General features: G+C 62.5%; 13 protein-coding genes. 9 read left to right on the forward strand and 4 right to left on the reverse strand.

Annotated elements, in window-relative coordinates; all coding sequences use genetic code 11:
• Position 1 precedes the first annotated feature (1 nt).
• Together SM766_RS05075 and SM766_RS05080 are read right to left on the reverse strand one after the other, a co-directional pair.
• A complete protein-coding gene (locus SM766_RS05075; protein WP_368947136.1) occupies positions 2–1351 on the reverse strand; it encodes an NAD(P)/FAD-dependent oxidoreductase in 1350 nt (449 codons plus the stop codon).
• 157 nt (positions 1352–1508) lie between these two features.
• Positions 1509–3167, reverse strand: coding sequence for an NAD+ synthase (locus SM766_RS05080; RefSeq protein WP_274836371.1), 1659 nt, complete (start codon positions 3165–3167; stop codon positions 1509–1511).
• A 211-nt stretch (positions 3168–3378) separates the two neighbouring features.
• Here SM766_RS05080 and SM766_RS05085 point away from each other — a divergent pair, with 211 nt between their 5' ends.
• The gene (locus SM766_RS05085) at positions 3379–4824 is read left to right on the forward strand and encodes a 2-isopropylmalate synthase (protein WP_368947137.1); all 1446 of its coding nucleotides are present in this window, start codon (positions 3379–3381) and stop codon (positions 4822–4824) included.
• A gap of 24 nt (positions 4825–4848) precedes the next feature.
• Here SM766_RS05085 and SM766_RS05090 read toward each other — a convergent pair whose 3' ends face one another.
• A complete protein-coding gene (locus tag SM766_RS05090; protein ID WP_368947138.1) occupies positions 4849–6375 on the reverse strand; it encodes a cryptochrome/photolyase family protein in 1527 nt (508 codons plus the stop codon).
• Positions 6376–6732: 357 nt separating this feature from the next.
• Here SM766_RS05090 and SM766_RS05095 point away from each other — a divergent pair, with 357 nt between their 5' ends.
• Positions 6733–8307, forward strand: coding sequence for a 2-isopropylmalate synthase (locus tag SM766_RS05095; protein WP_368947139.1), 1575 nt, complete (start codon positions 6733–6735; stop codon positions 8305–8307).
• Positions 8308–8425: 118 nt separating this feature from the next.
• On the opposite strand, the gene SM766_RS05100 is transcribed toward SM766_RS05095, so the two are convergent.
• Positions 8426–9220 (reverse strand): 23S rRNA (adenine(2030)-N(6))-methyltransferase RlmJ, encoded by a 795-nt coding sequence (locus SM766_RS05100; protein ID WP_368947140.1) that lies wholly within the window; start codon positions 9218–9220, stop codon positions 8426–8428.
• Positions 9221–9494: 274 nt separating this feature from the next.
• On the opposite strand from SM766_RS05100, the gene SM766_RS05105 reads away from it, so the two are divergent.
• The 7 genes from SM766_RS05105 to SM766_RS05135 are packed head-to-tail and all read left to right on the forward strand — an operon-like array spanning position 9495 to position 16514.
• On the forward strand, positions 9495–10541 hold the full coding sequence (locus SM766_RS05105; protein ID WP_065272763.1) for a rod shape-determining protein: 1047 nt from the start codon (positions 9495–9497) through the stop codon (positions 10539–10541).
• A 50-nt stretch (positions 10542–10591) separates the two neighbouring features.
• On the forward strand, positions 10592–11533 hold the full coding sequence (mreC, locus tag SM766_RS05110; RefSeq protein ID WP_274827800.1) for a rod shape-determining protein MreC: 942 nt from the start codon (positions 10592–10594) through the stop codon (positions 11531–11533).
• A complete protein-coding gene (locus SM766_RS05115; protein WP_368947141.1) occupies positions 11526–12062 on the forward strand; it encodes a rod shape-determining protein MreD in 537 nt (178 codons plus the stop codon). Before mreC ends, SM766_RS05115 begins: the two co-directional genes overlap by 8 nt.
• Positions 12062–14008: a penicillin-binding protein 2 gene (gene mrdA / locus SM766_RS05120; protein WP_274827798.1), complete on the forward strand. Its 1947-nt coding sequence runs from the start codon at positions 12062–12064 to the stop codon at positions 14006–14008. The genes SM766_RS05115 and mrdA overlap by 1 nt, the downstream gene beginning before the upstream one ends.
• Positions 14005–15144: a rod shape-determining protein RodA gene (gene rodA / locus SM766_RS05125; protein ID WP_065272759.1), complete on the forward strand. Its 1140-nt coding sequence runs from the start codon at positions 14005–14007 to the stop codon at positions 15142–15144. Before mrdA ends, rodA begins: the two co-directional genes overlap by 4 nt.
• 36 nt (positions 15145–15180) lie before the next feature.
• On the forward strand, positions 15181–15591 hold the full coding sequence (locus SM766_RS05130) for a VOC family protein (RefSeq protein ID WP_065272758.1): 411 nt from the start codon (positions 15181–15183) through the stop codon (positions 15589–15591).
• Positions 15588–16514: a 2-hydroxyacid dehydrogenase gene (locus SM766_RS05135; RefSeq protein WP_368947142.1), complete on the forward strand. Its 927-nt coding sequence runs from the start codon at positions 15588–15590 to the stop codon at positions 16512–16514. The genes SM766_RS05130 and SM766_RS05135 overlap by 4 nt, the downstream gene beginning before the upstream one ends.
• Positions 16515–16560: the final 46 nt, after the last annotated feature.

The raw sequence follows: 16560 nt of genomic DNA on the forward strand, positions 1-16560 counted from the left end.
CTTAGCGGGCGGTGCCAATGACCTCGGGCGCGGGCACGGCTGTCCGCGCCTTTTTCGTGAACCGGCTCAGCGCAAAGGCGCGCGGGTCCACGATGGGCGCATCACCGGTCACCAGATCTGCGGTCAACCGTCCAGCAGCAGGGCCAATGCCAAACCCATGGCCGGAATAACCGGTCGAGACGAACAGCCCCGGCAGATCGTCCACCTGCGAAATTACCGGAATGGCATCCGGGGTCACGTCAATCATGCCGCCCCAGCTTTGCACCACATCGGCGGACTGCAGGATAGGAAAGGCCTTTTGCGCCGCGGCCCAGCTGTTGCGGATCGCCTTTTGCGAGGGCGCGGGATCCAGCACCCGGCAGGTTTCGAACGGCGTGCGCTGATCCGGTGCCCAGCGCCGGTCCTGCCCCGCCTCGATCCGCCAACGGTCGGACAGGCGGAACCGAAGGGATCGCCACTCCTCCAAGAAGGCCGGGAAAAACTTCAGCGCCAGCCGCAAGCTGTCCGGCACGATATCGACAACATTCTCGGTGCCATCAGCGATGGAATAGCCACCATCGGCGCGCTTGCGCATGGCAAATCCGGCGGCCCACATGGCCGCCTCGGGACCGCCCTGCACCGCCGAGGTTCTAAGCACAGAATTCAGCACCTTGAGCTGTGGCAGCGCCACACCCGCATTGCCGAGGAACAGCCGCGACCAGGCGCCGCCCGCAACCACCACGGCCGAACAGCCGACACGGCCGCGTTCGGTCATCACGCCGCTGACACGTCCAGCCTCGGTTTCGACGCTGCGCACAGCGCATTCGGTCATCACCTTGGCCCCGGCTGCCCGCGCGGCGCTGGCGATGGCATGGGTGGCCAGTTGCGGCTCGGCCCGGCCGTCTTCGGGCGTATGCAGCGCCGCGATGGTGCCGGTTTGGTGTCCCGGCATCAGCTCCGCCAGTTGCTCTCCACGCACCATCTGTGCCGGAATGTCATAGGGGGTCAGATGCTCTGCCCAGGTGGCCAGTTCGGCCGCGGCCCGCGCCCGTTCGGCGGTGAACAGAATACCGGAGCGGGTATAGCCGGTGGGATGTCCTGTGCGAGCCTCCAGACCGGGCCAGATCTCCATCGCCTTGGCCATCAGGGGCAATTCGCGTGGATCGCGCTGCGAGATGCGCACCCAGCCCCAGTTGCGCGAGCTTTGCTCGGCGCCAATCTGGCCCTTTTCACAAAGAAGAACGGAATATCCCCGCTCGGCCAATTCGAGAGCGGTCGTAGAGCCGATGATTCCCCCGCCGATGACAACTGCATCGACACGTTTGGGCAGGGCAAGATCAGCTTGGAAATGTGGCAGCTTAGGTCCAGGCATAAGAGGTCTATGCCGTGCCCCGCGCCCCTGGTCCATGGGGCAAGAGCGCTCTTTCATCCACCCCGTGCAAGCTGTGGCTTTTTCGCGTCAGCCCAGGCACGCGGGGGTATGGTTTTCCTGCCCCTGGACGCGCACTCTTGCTGGCAAATACGCCGGTTCAGCCCGGATCGCGCCAGCGGTTTGCAATCGGGTAACGCCGGTCCAGCCAGAAGGCGCGCGGCGTCAGGCGGGTGCCCGGAGCGGACTGGAAGCGCTTGTATTCACTTATATAAATCAAGTGCTCCACCCGTTTCGCCACATCGCGGTCAAACCCGGCAGCAACGCAATCTGCGATCGAGCCTTCCTCGTCCACCAAGATGGTGAGCAGCGCATCCAGCTCGGGATAATCGGGCAGGCTGTCGCTGTCTTTCTGATCCTCGCGTAGCTCGGCTGACGGAGGCTTGTCGATGACATTGGGGCGGATCACCTCGCCCGCCGGGCCCATCATCCAGGGCCGGTGATTGGCGTTGCGCCAGCGGCAGGTTTCAAAGACGCGGGTTTTGTAGAGATCCTTGATCGGGTTGTAGCCGCCGTTCATATCGCCATAGATCGTGGCATACCCCACCGCGACCTCGGACTTGTTGCCGGTGGTCAGCAGCATCTCACCAAACTTGTTCGACATGGCCATCAGCAGAAGACCGCGTAGGCGGGACTGGATGTTTTCCTCGGTGATGTCGGCATCGCGCCCTTCGAACAGCGGCGCCAGCGTGTTGGTGATGGCTGCCCGCCCTTCGCTGATCGGCACATAGTCGTAATGCACGCCCAGCGCCTTGGCGACGGCTTCGGCATCTTCCAGGGATTCCGCGCTGGTATATTCCGAGGGCAGCATCACGCAGCGCACATTTTCGGCCCCGATGGCATCGACGGCAATGGCAGCGACAATGGCCGAATCCACCCCACCGGACAGACCCAAAAGCGCCTTTTTGAACCCGGTTTTGGCCATGTAATCGCGCAGGGATTCGACCATGGCGCGGTAGTCCTGCTCCCATTCATCGGGGAAATGCGCTTTCTCGCCCTCGACCGCGCGCCAGCCTTCGTCGGTGCGTTCAAGATCCAGCTGGGTCACCGCCTCGTCATAAAGCGGCATCTGCAGCGCCAGCGCGCCGCCAGGGTTCAGCACGAAACTGCCACCGTCAAAGATCTGATCGTCCTGCCCGCCAACCATATTGAGGTAGATGACCGGCAGATGGGTTTCGATGCAGCGCGCCACCATCATGTTATAGCGCACCTCCATCTTGCCGCGGAAATAGGGCGAACCGTTCGGGATCAGCAGGAACTCGGCGCCGGTCTCTGCAAGCGTCTCGGCCACGTCTTCGTGCCAGCCATCCTCGCAGATCGGGCTGCCGATGCGGGTATCGTCAATCGCATAAGGCCCACCCAGCGGCCCGGCATCAAAGACACGAACCTCGTCAAAGACGGTTTCATTGGGCAGGTGGTGTTTCAGGATGCGCGATGCGATCCGCCCGTCCTTGAGGATCAGATAGGCATTATAGAGCTTGCCACCCTCGGCCCAGGGCGCGCCGATGGCCAGCGCGGGCCCGTCGGCACAATCCTGCGCAAGCTGTTCGGCAGCCGCCATGGCGGCGCGGTGGAACACCGGCTTCATCACCAGATCCTGGGTGTTATAGCCGGTCAGGAACATTTCGGGCAGCGCCACAAGCTGCGCACCGGCCTTGCGACCTTCCTCCCAGGCCGCGTGGGCCTTGGCCGCATTGCCCGCAATATCGCCGACCGTCGGGTTCAGCTGCGCCAGAGAGATACGGAAACGGTCTGCCATGGTGGTCGTGCCCTTCGCAAAACTTCTTCTCAGCCGTTTACCAGATCCCCGGCCAAGGGAAAGAGTGCAGGCCGCAAAAGACATTGCGACAGGCCGCCCTGTCGCATAGTTTCGCAGCTGAGATGCAACATCAGGCGGTGTTCCATCCGCAGACTGGCACCGCGCCCGGCCCATTGGTCCGGCGCAGAACTAAAGGGCAGGCAGAAGTTTCATGACCCGTTTCGGCTCCGTATTCGTGATTTCAGCAGCTATGGCGCTGGCCTCTCCCCTGCAGGCGCAGGACGGTCAGGTCCTCACCACGCAGGATGAAATCGGCGGCGAATACGAAGGCACCTTTCGCGGCGGCCTGCAGCATGGCACCGGCACCTACCGGCTGCCCAATGGTTATGAGTATTCCGGCAACTGGGTCGATGGCGAAATCCGTGGTCAGGGCGTGGCGCGCTATCCAAATGGCGCCGTCTACGAAGGCGAGTTCGCCAAGGGCAAACCCGAGGGGCTCGGCAAGATCACCTTTGCCGATGGCGGCACCTATGAAGGCGAATGGACCGATGGTCTGATCAGTGGTCAGGGCATCGCGGTCTACGCCAATGGCGCGCGCTACGAAGGCAGCTTTGTCAACGGCCAGCACCATGGCAAGGGCGTGATGCGCAATCCCGGCGGTTATGAATACGCTGGCGACTGGGTGGAGGGCCGCAAGGAAGGCGAAGGCAAGATCGTATACCCCGATGGCGCAACCTACGAAGGTGGGATCGCCGATGGTCTGCTGCATGGCACCGGCACGCTGACCATGCCTGACGGGCTGATCTACGAAGGCGACTGGGCCAGCAACCAGATGCACGGCACCGGCAAGCTGACCCAGCCCAACGGCGACGTCTACGAAGGACCGCTGGAAAACGGCCGCAGGCAGGGTATCGGCAAACAGACCCATGCCAATGGTGACGTCTATGTCGGCGAATTCCAGGATGACCTGCGCCATGGCACCGGTACCTTCACCAAGACCGATGGCTACGTCTACGAGGGCGAATGGCTGGCGGGTCAGATCGAGGGCACCGGCAAGGTCACCTATCCCGACGGCTCGGTTTACGTGGGGGAATTCCGCGATGATCTGGCTGATGGCACAGGTAAGATCACCTATCCCGATGGCTCGACCTATGAAGGCGACTGGATCGCCGGAGTGATCGAAGGCACCGGCACCGCCACCTATCCTAACGGCGTGACCTATACCGGCGGTTTCAAGAACGCCCGCAACCACGGTCAGGGCGTGATGACCTATGCCAGCGGATACCGCTATGAAGGTGAATGGCAGGACGGGCAGCGCCACGGTCAGGCCAAGGTCACATATGCGGATGGATCGGTCTACACCGGGCAATTTGCCAACAGCCAGCGCCACGGCAAGGGCCGGATCGAGATGCCCGGCGGCTTTGTCTACGAAGGCGACTGGCAGGAAGGTAAGATCACCGGCGAAGGTGTTGCCACCTATGCCAATGGCGACGTCTACGAAGGCAGCTTCGTCAACGGCAAGCGGCAGGGCCCCGGCAAGATGCGTTATGCCACTGGTCAGGAAACCGACGGTGACTGGCAGAATGGCGCCTTGGTGACCGAATCTACTGAAACGGACGCCGCTGCGGACGACAACGCCGCCAGCACCGACAACTGATCCAGCGGCGGTCCGCGCTTCGGGTCAGACCGTACCGCCCGCCTCAAGCCCGGCCAAAAAGGCGTCAGCCTCTTCCAGAATCTGCGCGCGCTTCTCCGCATCCATCCGGTCCCAGCTGCGGTACATGTTGCCCATGCGCGGATTTGCCGAGAACCGCTCCCGGTGGCGGTCGAGGAAATGCCAGTAGAGCAGGTTGAACGGACAGGCGCCCTCCCCCACCTTGCGACTGACGGAATAGGCGCAGGATTTGCAGTAGTCCGACATGCGGTTGATATAGGCGCCGCTGGAGACATAGGGTTTGGAACCCACGATACCGCCATCGGCAAACTGGCTCATCCCGACGGTATTAGGCGCCTCGACCCACTCAAAAGCATCGGCATAGACTGCCAGATACCATTCGTGCACCGCCTGCGGATCAATCCCGGCCAGAAGCGCGAAATTGCCGGTCACCATCAGCCGCTGGATATGATGAGCATAGGCCTCTTCCCGGGTCTGCGAAACCGCCTGTGACAGGCAGTGCATGCCCGTCTCAGCGCCCCAGTAAAGCGGCGGCAGCGCGCGATCATGGCCCAGCGCGTTGCGCTGCGGATAGTCCTCTCCTTCGAGGAAATAGATCCCACGCACGAATTCGCGCCAGCCGAGGATCTGCCGAATGAACCCTTCAGCTGCGTTAAGCGGCACATCACCTGCTTTCCACGCCTCTTCGGCCGCGACGCACAGTTCCATCGGATGCAACAGGCCGATATTGAGATAAGGCGACAGAACCGAATGGTAGAGCCATTTCTGCCCTGTCATCATCGCATCCTGATAGTCCCCGAACAGCGGCAGGCCATGCCGGATGAAATGCGCCATTGCCCTCAGGGCATCGGCACGGGTGACCGCGAAATGGAACGGACGCAGATCGCCGAAGTGGTCCCCAAACCGCCGCTCGACAAGGTCCAGAACCTCTTCCGTCTCGTCATCCGGGGTGAACTGCATGGGCCCAGGGGTCTTTATGTCCTTGGGCGGTGCCTTGCGGTTCTCCTGATCGTAGTTCCATTTGCCCCCAGCGGGGTTGTCACCCTCCATCAGCACTCCGGTCTTGCGCCGCATCTTGCGATAGAAATACTCCATGCGCAGTTGCTTGCGCCCCTCGGCCCAGTCGTTGAAATCGGCCCGCGTGGCAATGAACCGCGTATCCGGCCTGAGGCTGACCTTCAAAGGCAGAGACTGCAGATGCCGGATCAGCCGCCATTCCCCCGGCGTTGTGGCGATCACCTCATCAGCGCCGCTCTGGGCCGCCCGGCGCAGGATTTCCTCCGCGATGGAGCCGGTGTTTTCCGCATCATCAAGCCGGGTATAGGCGACAGTCCAGCCCTCTGCCCGCAACTGCTCCGCACACTTCCGCATCGCCGCGAGAATCAGCGCGATCTTCTTGGGGTGGTGACGCACATAGGTACCTTCCTCGGCAACCTCGGCCATGACGATGATGTCGGTGTCCTTGTCCGCGACCTGCAGCGCCGACAGCGACAGGCTCAGTTGATCGCCAAGAATTAGGATGAGTTTTGCCATGTGTCCTGCCTCTGCCGCACCTTTTGCCTATGGCTCATCGCCAAGGCTCTGGCGCAGCTAGGAGGAATTTCCCACAAATCAAATCTGCCCGCACCAAAGCGCTCTGCCGAGCGCCAAATGGTCAGGATCACTGAGCTATTTTCGCTCTTTCCATTCGCGGCGCGCTCTGTATAACTTTGCCGCATGACAGCTCGCGCACATATCTTCGGCCCGGCCACCGCCATTTGCGGTGCGGCTCTGCGCGACCTACTGATCCTAACCCGCCTCTGAGCGTGCCATTCGGCGCGCCCGCTCAGAGGAGGAGGCTTGCGCGCCACGAGAATGGATCCAGGACAGAGTTTTAAGAAAGCTACCGACATGACGACTGCACTTGAAAAAGATCGCGTATTGATCTTCGACACCACTTTGCGCGACGGCGAGCAGAGCCCCGGCGCCACCATGACCCACGATGAAAAGCTGGAAATCGCGGGCCTTCTGGACGAGATGGGCGTCGACATCATCGAGGCCGGTTTCCCCATCGCCTCCGAAGGCGATTTCAAAGCGGTGAGCGAGATCGCCGAACGCTCCAACAACGCGGTGATCTGCGGTCTGGCGCGCGCCAATTTCAAGGATATTGACCGCTGCGCCGAGGCCGTGCGCAAGGCTGCGAAACCCCGCATTCACACCTTTATCGGGACATCGCCCCTGCACCGCGCCATTCCGAATCTCACCATGGATGAGATGGCCGAGCGGATTCACGACACGGTGACTCATGCGCGCAATCTCGTCGATGACGTGCAATGGTCGCCCATGGATGCGACACGCACCGAATGGGATTATCTCTGCCGGGTGATCGAGATCGCCATCAAGGCCGGCGCCACCACCATAAACATCCCCGACACCGTCGGCTATACCGCGCCGCTGGAATCGGCTGATCTGATCCGCCGCCTGATCGAAACCGTACCGGGCGCGGACGAGGTGATCTTTGCCACCCACTGCCACAACGACCTGGGTCTTGCCACGGCCAACGCTCTGGCCGCCGTCGAGGGCGGCGCGCGTCAGATCGAATGCACCATCAACGGTCTGGGCGAGCGAGCCGGCAACACCGCGCTCGAAGAGGTGGTGATGGCGCTGAAGGTGCGCAATGACATCATGCCTTGGCACACGCAGATCGACACCACCAAGATCATGCATATCTCCCGCCGGGTCTCCACCGTCTCTGGCTTCCCGGTGCAGTTCAACAAGGCCATTGTCGGCAAGAACGCCTTTGCCCACGAAAGCGGCATCCACCAGGACGGGATGCTGAAGAACAAAGAAACCTTCGAGATCATGCGGCCCGAGGACGTAGGTCTTTCAGGAACCTCGCTGCCGCTTGGTAAGCACTCGGGCCGCGCGGCGCTGCGCGACAAGCTGAATAACCTCGGTTATGAGGTCGGCGACAACCAGCTCAAGGATATCTTTGTCCGCTTCAAGGAGCTGGCCGACCGCAAGAAGGAAGTCTTTGACGACGATATCATCGCGCTCATGCGTTCTGGCGAGGATGCCGAGAACGATCATCTGCAACTGGTGTCGATGAAAGTGATCTGCGGCACCGGCGGCCCGGCCGAAGCGACGCTGGAAATGGAGATCGACGGCAAGGATCTGAGCGCCACGGCACAGGGCGATGGCCCGGTGGATGCCGCCTTCAAGGCGGTGCGTGAGCTTTATCCGAACTCGGCGCATCTGCAGCTTTATCAGGTTCACGCCGTGACCGAAGGCACCGATGCACAGGCAACGGTTTCCGTCCGGCTGGAGGAAGACGGCAATATCGCCACCGGCCAGTCGGCCAACACAGATACTGTGGTTGCCTCGGCCAAGGCCTATATCAACGCGCTGAACCGGCTGATCGTGCGCCGCGGCAAGGTCGGCGAAGGCGCCGATACCCGCGAAATCTCCTACAAGGACGCGACCTGAGCGTCTGAAAGATTCGGCGCCGTGCCGCAGGCGCGGCGCCAGGCCCAACGCCTTGTCGCCCATCTCTGATGGGCGGCCAAGGGGGCGGGAGATCCCCCCTCCTCTACAGGTCTTCGCCTCAGTCCTGATTGAGCCTCTCGAACAGGGCCGAAATACGCGCGGCTTCCTCTTCGGCGCCAAAGGGCGCATTCACTACGAACATACCCGATCCAACCATCCGGTGCCCGGCACGCACCGGCGGAAAGCGCACCTCGTGGCGCAGGACGCCCGGCAGCGCCTGCGTCTCCAGCGCGCTCAGCATCTTTTGATGCGCCCCATCTGTCAGGATCGGATACCACAGCGCGATGACGCCGACGTTCCATTTCCGGTGCAGCTTGCCGATGATGCCGGGGATACGGGCGTAATCGGATTTCACCTCATAAGACGGATCGATCAGCATGAGCCCTCGGCGCGGCGTCGGCGGTGCCAGCGACAGGGCCAGCTCGAACCCATCCTGCTGATGCACCTTGGCATGCCAGGGCCGCAGTGCCTGGCGCAGGGCGGTATATTCCTGCGGGTGCAATTCGGCAAAATGCAGGCTGTCCATCTCGCGCAGCAGGGCCGCCGCCACCAGCGGCGAGCCGGGATAGCTGGTCTCGCCGAACCGTTCGCGGCAGGTGGCAATCGCACGGCTTAAGGGATGATCCGCCGCCAGTCCGTGGCTTTCCAGCACCCGGGAAATCCCCGCAGCCGCCTCCCCCGTCTTCAGTGCTTCGGGCGCCTGCAGCTCGTAGACGCCCCGCCCGGCATGCGTTTCGATATAGCTGAGCGGTTTGTCCTTGCGGGTCAGATAGGCGAGCATCCAAGCCAGAAGCGCGTGTTTCTGGACATCCGCCAGATTTCCGGCGTGGTAGATATGTTGATAGGACAGCATGACACAGCCCCTACCCCGGTTGGCGCGCCATAGAAAGATCCTTTCGCCGATGCTGCGCCGCAAATGCCCCGCTCGCCGTCGCCGAAGGACGGCCCGGACCACGGCCATCACATTGCCCGCTATGTGGCCAACCCCCATGTTTCACAGGCGGAAAGGCGCTAGTTGGAGGTAATCGGCCCTTTCGCGGCAGCGCTGCGCTGCTTATAAGATCTACAATGCGCGTTGGCAGCAGAGTCGCGGGCACGAACGGCAGAACTTACAGGATCCCTCATTTATGGCGCTCTTTGGAAATCTAGGCGGTCTGTTCACTTCGGACATGGCCATCGATCTCGGCACTGCGAACACTCTGGTCTACGTCAAAGGCCGCGGCGTGATCCTGTCCGAACCTTCGGTGGTCGCCTACCACGTCAAGGACGGCGTCAAAAAGGTACTGGCCGTGGGCGAGGACGCCAAGCTGATGCTGGGCCGTACTCCCGGCTCGATCGAGGCGATCCGCCCGATGCGCGAAGGCGTGATTGCAGACTTCGATACCGCCGAGGAAATGATCAAGCATTTCATCCGCAAGGTGCACAAACGTTCGACCTTCTCCAAGCCCAAGATCATCGTCTGCGTGCCCCATGGCGCGACCCCGGTTGAAAAACGCGCGATCCGTCAGTCGGTTCTCTCCGCAGGCGCCCGCCGCGCCGGGCTGATCGCAGAGCCCATCGCGGCGGCCATCGGCGCGGGCATGCCGATCACCGACCCGACCGGTAACATGGTCGTGGACATCGGCGGCGGTACCACCGAGGTGGCGGTTCTGTCGCTTGGCGACATCGTTTACGCGCGCTCGGTCCGCGTCGGCGGCGACCGCATGGACGAGGCAATCATCTCCTACCTGCGCCGCCAGCAGAACCTGCTGATCGGTGAAGCCACCGCCGAACGTATCAAGACCTCCATCGGCACCGCCCGTATGCCCGACGATGGCCGCGGCCAATCAATGCAGATCCGCGGCCGTGACCTGTTGAACGGCGTGCCCAAGGAAATCGAGATCAGCCAGGCGCAGGTCGCCGAGGCGCTGGCCGAACCGGTGCAGCAGATCTGCGATTCCGTGATGACCGCGCTGGAAACCACCCCGCCGGATCTGGCCGCCGATATCGTCGACCGTGGCGTCATGTTGACCGGCGGCGGCGCGCTGCTGGGCGATCTTGATCTGGCCCTGCGCGAGCAGACCGGCCTTGCGGTTTCCATCGCCGACGAAAGCCTGAACTGCGTGGCCCTTGGCACCGGCAAGGCACTGGAATTCGAAAAACAGCTGCGCCACGCCATCGACTACGACAGCTGAGGCGCCCTGCCCCGCGCATGCCGGGGTGATCCACACCCGAAAGGAGTCCCTTGGCCAAAGACCGGTCACAGCGCGAAGATTATTCCGCCCCGCTGCGCCGTTTGCTGATCGGGCTGGTGTGCCTGTGCCTTGCCGCCATTTTTCTGGTCTGGCGGATCGATAGCCCAAGGGTCGAACGCTTTCGCGCGCAGTTGGTGGATACCGTTGTGCCGAATATGGACTGGGCTATGGTGCCGGTTACCGCGACGGTCAACCTGTTCCGGGACTTCCAGAGTTATCAGCGCCTTTCCGAACAGAACCAAGAGTTGCGCTCCGAGCTGCGCCAAATGCGCGCCTGGAAAGAAGCTGCGCTGCAGCTGGAACAGGAAAACGCCCGCCTGCTGGATCTCAACAACGTGCGGCTCGATCCCAAGCTGACCTATATCACCGGTGTGGTGATGGCCGACAGCGGATCGCCCTTTCGCCAGTCTGTGATCCTCAACATCGGCGCCCGGGACGGGATACAGGATGGCTGGGCCGCCATGGACGGGATCGGTCTGGTGGGACGTATTTCCGGCACCGGACAGGATACCGCGCGGGTCATTCTGCTGACTGATGCCGCCAGCGCGGTGCCCGCCACCATCCAGCCTTCGGGGCAGACCGTTCTGGTGACCGGTGACAACAGCGCTGCGCCAGTGCTGGATTTCCTTGAAAACCCCGATCTGATCCGCCCCGGCGACCGGGTCATCACCTCTGGCGATGGCTCCGTCTTTCCGCCCGGGCTGCTGATCGGTCAGGTGACCGAGGACCGCACCGGCCGTAAGCGGGTGCGCCTGTCTGCCGACTACGAACGGCTGGAATTCCTGCGGGTGCTGCGCCATCAGGGCTCTGAGGTGATCAAGGAGCCCGGCGGACTGGTTGTCCCGGCGCCGGATGCCACTGTGCCTCTCCCGCGGCCGCAAAACCTGGCGCCCGAGGCTCTGTCCGCGTCCGAAGGGGAGAGCAATGGCTAGCACCTCGCCCGCGCGGATCTGGATGATGCGGATGGCCTTTTCGGCTCTGGCACTGGTGCTGATCTTCTTTCACCTGCTGCCTCTGGACACTCTGCCGCGCCGTTGGGCACCGCCAGACCTGCTGCTGACGCTTGCCATGGCCTGGTCACTGCGGCGGCCGGATTTCGTGCCTGTTCTGCTGCTGGGGGCAACCATGCTGGTCGCCGACATGATGTTCCAGCGCCCGCCCGGCCTTTTTGCGCTGCTGGTGGTACTGGGCTGCGAATTCCTGAAGTCGCGAATCCCGCCGCACCGGGAAACCGCCTTTGCCGCGGAATGGCTCGCCGTCGCCTTTGTGATCGCAGGTATCGTGGTGCTCAACCGAGCCATTCTTGCTATTCTGGCCGTGGCGCAGGCCCCCTTGGGCCTCACGCTGATTCAAGCCCTGCTGACGATTGCCGCCTATCCGCTGGTCGTGATCTTCAGTCAAAGCCTATTGGGTGTGCGCAAACTGTCACCTGCCGAAGCCGAAGCCCTGGGAAGCCGCTGATGAAACGCAATCCGAAAGAGCTGGAATTCAGCCACCGCAAGCTGACCCGTCGGGCGCTGCTTCTGGGCGGTTTGCAACTGGGGTTTGCGGGCGGGTTGGCGGCCCGCATGCGCTATCTTCAGGTAGATCAGGCCGATCAGTTCCGGCTGCTGGCCGAGGAAAACCGGATCAATATCCGCCTGCTACCGCCAGCACGCGGTGAGATCTTCGACCGCAACGGCATCACCCTGGCGCAGAACTCGCCCTCCTATCGCATCACCATCGTCCCCGAGGACGCCGGCGATGTGGGCGAGGTGATCGCCAAACTGTCACGGCTGATCGAAATCGACCCTGAAGATATCGAGCGTGCCATGGCCGAAATGCGCCGCTCTCCGCCCTTCCTGCCGGTAACGCTGGCCGATCAGATCGGCTGGGAGGACATCTCGAAAGTAGCGGTCAACGCCCCTGCCCTGCCCGGCATTACCCCCGAGGTCGGCCTGACGCGGATCTATCCGCAACGCGGCGCCTTTGCCCATGTGGTCGGCTATGTCGGGCCGGTCTCGGATTATGACCTCAGCAAGATGGAATCGCCGGAACCGATCCTGCGCATTCCTCGTTTCCAGATCGGCAAGGTTGGGTTTGAGGCCAAGCGTGAGGACGCCCTGCGCGGCAAGGCCGGCGCCAAGCGCGTCGAGGTGAATGCTACCGGCCGCGTCATGCGCGAGCTGGACCGGCGCGAAGGTGAGGCCGGCGCCGACATGCAACTGACCGTCGATGCCGAGTTACAAAGCTATGTGCAGGCGCGCCTTGGCAACGAAAGTGCCGCTGCGGTGATCATCGATTGCGAACATGGGGACACCCGCGCCATCGCCTCCTCGCCCAGCTTTGATCCCAACCTCTTTGTGCGTGGCATCTCGGTCGCAGACTATAGCCTGCTGACCGGCGACCCCTACCGTCCGCTGGCGAACAAGGCGGTGCAGGGCACCTATCCGCCAGGTTCGACCTTCAAGATGGTAACGGCGCTGGCTGCACTGGAGGAAGGGTTGATCGGCCCCGAGGAAACCGTCTGGTGCCCCGGGTATCTGGAGGTCTCCGGCCGCAGGTTCCACTGCTGGAAACGCGCGGGCCATGGGCATGTGGATCTCAACACCTCGCTGAAACAATCCTGCGACGTCTATTACTACGATCTGGCGCTGAAGGTGGGAATCGACAAGATTTCTGCCATGGCCAACCAGCTGGGGCTGGGTGTGCGTCACGATCTGCCGATGTCGGCCGTGGCCAGCGGCCTGGCCCCGAACCGCGAGTGGAAGCAGCGGGTGCACGGGCAGGACTGGCTGATCGGCGACACTGCAAACGCCTCTATCGGGCAGGGCTATATGCTGGCCTCGCCAATGCAACTGGCAGTGATGACCGCGCGGATCGCCTCGGGGCGCAGTATCACCCCGCGTCTGCTGAAATCCATCGACGGGATCGAACAGCCCAGCGGCGGCGGCGAGCCTTTGGGGCTCAATGAAAACAACCTGCGGACCGTGCGCAGGGGCATGTTCTCGGTCAGTAACGACCGGCGCGGCACCGGCTACCGCTCACGCATCATCGCCGAAGACATCCGCATGGCCGGCAAAAGCGGCACCAGCCAGGTGCGCAATATCACCGCGGCCGAACGCGCCGCCGGGGTGATCCGCAACGAGGATCTGCCCTGGGAGCGGCGCGACCACGCGCTTTATGTCTGCTTTGCGCCTTATGACAAACCCCGCTTTGCGGTTGCTGTCGTGGTCGAACACGGGGGTGGCGGGTCACGCGCCGCCGCACCCATTGCCCGCGATGTCATGTTGCAGGCGCTGTTTGATGGAACGCCGCCCCTGTCCGCCTACCCCAAGGGCGATCGCAGCCGCATCAAGGCGCAGCAGGAGCGGCTGGAACGCGAACGTCTGAAACGGGAAGAAACCGGAGGCAGCGACCGGGCATGAGTTATCTTGAAAGCCGCGCCAAATCCGTCCCCTCGGGCCTGCGCAAGATTCTGTATCTGAACTGGCCGCTGACCTTGCTGCTGGCCTCGGTCGCCGGGGTGGGGTTCCTGATGCTCTATTCCGTGGCAGGTGGGTCGTTCTCGCCCTGGGCCGAGCCGCAGGCAAAACGCTTTGCCCTTGGCATGGCGGTGATGATCATGGTGGCCATGGTGCCGATCTGGTTCTGGCGCAACATTTCCGTCCTCGCCTATCTGATGTCCATCGTGCTGCTGCTGGCGGTGGAGTTCTTCGGCACCGTCGGCATGGGTGCGCAACGCTGGATCGACATTGGTTTCATGCGGCTGCAACCCTCTGAACTGATGAAGATCACCCTCGTTATGCTTTTGGCTGCCTATTATGACTGGCTGCCAACGGAAAAGACCTCGCGCCTGTTCTGGGTGCTTGTGCCCGTGATCATGATCCTGTTCCCCACATTTCTGGTACTGCGGCAGCCGGATCTGGGAACCTCGATCCTGCTGATGGCCGCCGGGGGCGGGGTCATGTTTCTCGCAGGAGTGCACTGGGCCTATTTCGCGACGGTGATTGCTGGCGCCGTTGGTCTGGTCACGGCGGTGTTCTACAGCCGCGGCACCGACTGGCAGCTGATCAAGGACTACCAGTTCCGCCGCATCGATACCTTTCTTGATCCCTCTCAGGATCCGCTCGGCGCGGGCTATCACATCACACAGTCCAAGATCGCCCTTGGTTCGGGCGGCTGGTCCGGGCGCGGATTCATGCAGGGCACCCAGTCCCGACTGAACTTCCTGCCGGAAAAACACACCGATTTCATCTTTACCACCCTGGCAGAGGAATTCGGCTTTATCGGCGGCTTTACCCTGCTCAGCATCTACGTGCTGATCATCGTCTTCTGCGTCGCCACCGCGCTTGCGGCGCGAGACCGGTTCTCGTCACTGGTGACGCTTGGCATCGCCATCACCTTCTTCCTGTTCTTTGCCGTGAACATGTCGATGGTGATGGGGCTGGCACCGGTTGTCGGCGTGCCTCTGCCGCTGGTTTCCTACGGGGGCTCGGCCATGCTGGTGCTGCTCGCCGCCTTTGGCCTGGTGCAAAGCGCAAACGTCCACCGCCCGCGCTAGAACGGGCGGCCCAACCAACAACAGGAAGTGCGGACAATGAGCATATTTCACCTTGCCTATCATGTTGACGATCTGGAAGCAGCCCGCGCCTTTTATGGCGGTGTTCTGGGCTGCAACGAGGGGCGTAGCACCGACACCTGGGTCGATTTCAATTTCTTCGGCCATCAGATTTCGCTGCATCTCGGGCCAGTCTTTGCCACCGCCAATACGGGCAAGGTGGGTGAGCACATGGTGCCGATGCCGCATCTGGGTGTGATCCTGCCACAAGAAGAATGGCGCGCTCTTGCCGACCGACTGGAGGCCGAGGGAATCGACTTCACCATCCCCCCCACCACCCGTTTTGCCGGAGAACCGGGTGAGCAAAGCACGATGTTTTTTCACGATCCCGCAGGCAACCCGATCGAGATCAAAGGCTTCCGGGACATGGCAGGAGTATTTGCCACATGATCAACGTTCAATTCGCCGCCCTGCCCGCCCGCTGGGACACCTACCGCGAGCCGCTGAAACGCGCCTTTGACGAGGCCGGGCTGACGGTCGATATGCGGCAGGATCATCCCGCCGATCAGGTGGATTACGTGGTCTATGCGCCGAATTCCGACCTGCAGGATTTCACCCCCTATACCCGCTGCAAGGCGGTGCTGAACCTCTGGGCCGGGGTGGAAAAGATCGTCGGCAACCAGACCCTGACCATGCCGCTGTGCCGGATGGTGGATCCGGGGCTGACAGCCGGCATGGTGGAATGGGTCAGCGGCCACGTGCTGCGCTATCATCTGGACATTGACCGCTCCATCGCCATGCAGGACCGGTGGGAGCCGGTGGTACCACCGCTAGCCTTTGAACGCCCAGTGACTGTGCTCGGCCTTGGCGCATTGGGCAGCGCCTGCGCCCAGAGCTTGGCCCGTATCGGATTTCCGGTCACCGGCTGGTCGCGCTCGGCCAAGGAGATCGACGGGATCAAATGCCTGCATGGAGACCACGGGCTGAAACAGGCGTTGTCAGAGGCGGAAATCGTGATCCTGTTGCTGCCGGATACACCCGCGACCAACAACATCCTGAACGCCGATACTCTGGCGATGCTGCCGAAGGGCGCGCGGATCATCAATCCGGGCCGCGGTCCGCTGATCGACGACGCCGCCCTGCTGGAAGCGCTGGATAGCGGTCAGGTGGGCCATGCCACGCTGGATGTGTTCCGGGTGGAACCCCTGCCTGCGGATGATCCTTATTGGGCGCATCCCAATGTCACCGTCACGCCCCATATCGCAGCGGAAACCCGGGCTAGCACGGCGTCGCAGGTGATCGCTGAAAACATCCGCCGCGGCGAGGCGGGTGAGCCGTTCCTGCATCTGGTAGACCGGTCTCTGGGTTACTGACTGGACCATTTTCTAACCCCGAAACGAATGGCGCCGGGAAGATTGC

It is taken from the genome of Pseudophaeobacter sp. A-200-2 (assembly GCF_041008815.1).
GTDB classification, from domain to species: domain Bacteria; phylum Pseudomonadota; class Alphaproteobacteria; order Rhodobacterales; family Rhodobacteraceae; genus Phycobacter; species Phycobacter gallaeciensis_A.

What these genes read in the sequence shown, in the direction of transcription:
- SM766_RS05075 (WP_368947136.1), bottom strand. Translation starts at nt 1,351, where the DNA reads ATGCCTGGACCTAAGCTGCCACATTTCCAAGCTGATCTTGCCCTGCCC.
- SM766_RS05080 (WP_274836371.1), bottom strand. Translation starts at nt 3,167, where the DNA reads ATGGCAGACCGTTTCCGTATCTCTCTGGCGCAGCTGAACCCGACGGTC.
- SM766_RS05085 (WP_368947137.1), top strand. Translation starts at nt 3,379, where the DNA reads ATGACCCGTTTCGGCTCCGTATTCGTGATTTCAGCAGCTATGGCGCTG.
- SM766_RS05090 (WP_368947138.1), bottom strand. Translation starts at nt 6,375, where the DNA reads ATGGCAAAACTCATCCTAATTCTTGGCGATCAACTGAGCCTGTCGCTG.
- SM766_RS05095 (WP_368947139.1), top strand. Translation starts at nt 6,733, where the DNA reads ATGACGACTGCACTTGAAAAAGATCGCGTATTGATCTTCGACACCACT.
- SM766_RS05100 (WP_368947140.1), bottom strand. Translation starts at nt 9,220, where the DNA reads ATGCTGTCCTATCAACATATCTACCACGCCGGAAATCTGGCGGATGTC.
- SM766_RS05105 (WP_065272763.1), top strand. Translation starts at nt 9,495, where the DNA reads ATGGCGCTCTTTGGAAATCTAGGCGGTCTGTTCACTTCGGACATGGCC.
- SM766_RS05115 (WP_368947141.1), top strand. Translation starts at nt 11,526, where the DNA reads ATGGCTAGCACCTCGCCCGCGCGGATCTGGATGATGCGGATGGCCTTT.
- mrdA (WP_274827798.1), top strand. Translation starts at nt 12,062, where the DNA reads ATGAAACGCAATCCGAAAGAGCTGGAATTCAGCCACCGCAAGCTGACC.
- rodA (WP_065272759.1), top strand. Translation starts at nt 14,005, where the DNA reads ATGAGTTATCTTGAAAGCCGCGCCAAATCCGTCCCCTCGGGCCTGCGC.
- SM766_RS05130 (WP_065272758.1), top strand. Translation starts at nt 15,181, where the DNA reads ATGAGCATATTTCACCTTGCCTATCATGTTGACGATCTGGAAGCAGCC.
- SM766_RS05135 (WP_368947142.1), top strand. Translation starts at nt 15,588, where the DNA reads ATGATCAACGTTCAATTCGCCGCCCTGCCCGCCCGCTGGGACACCTAC.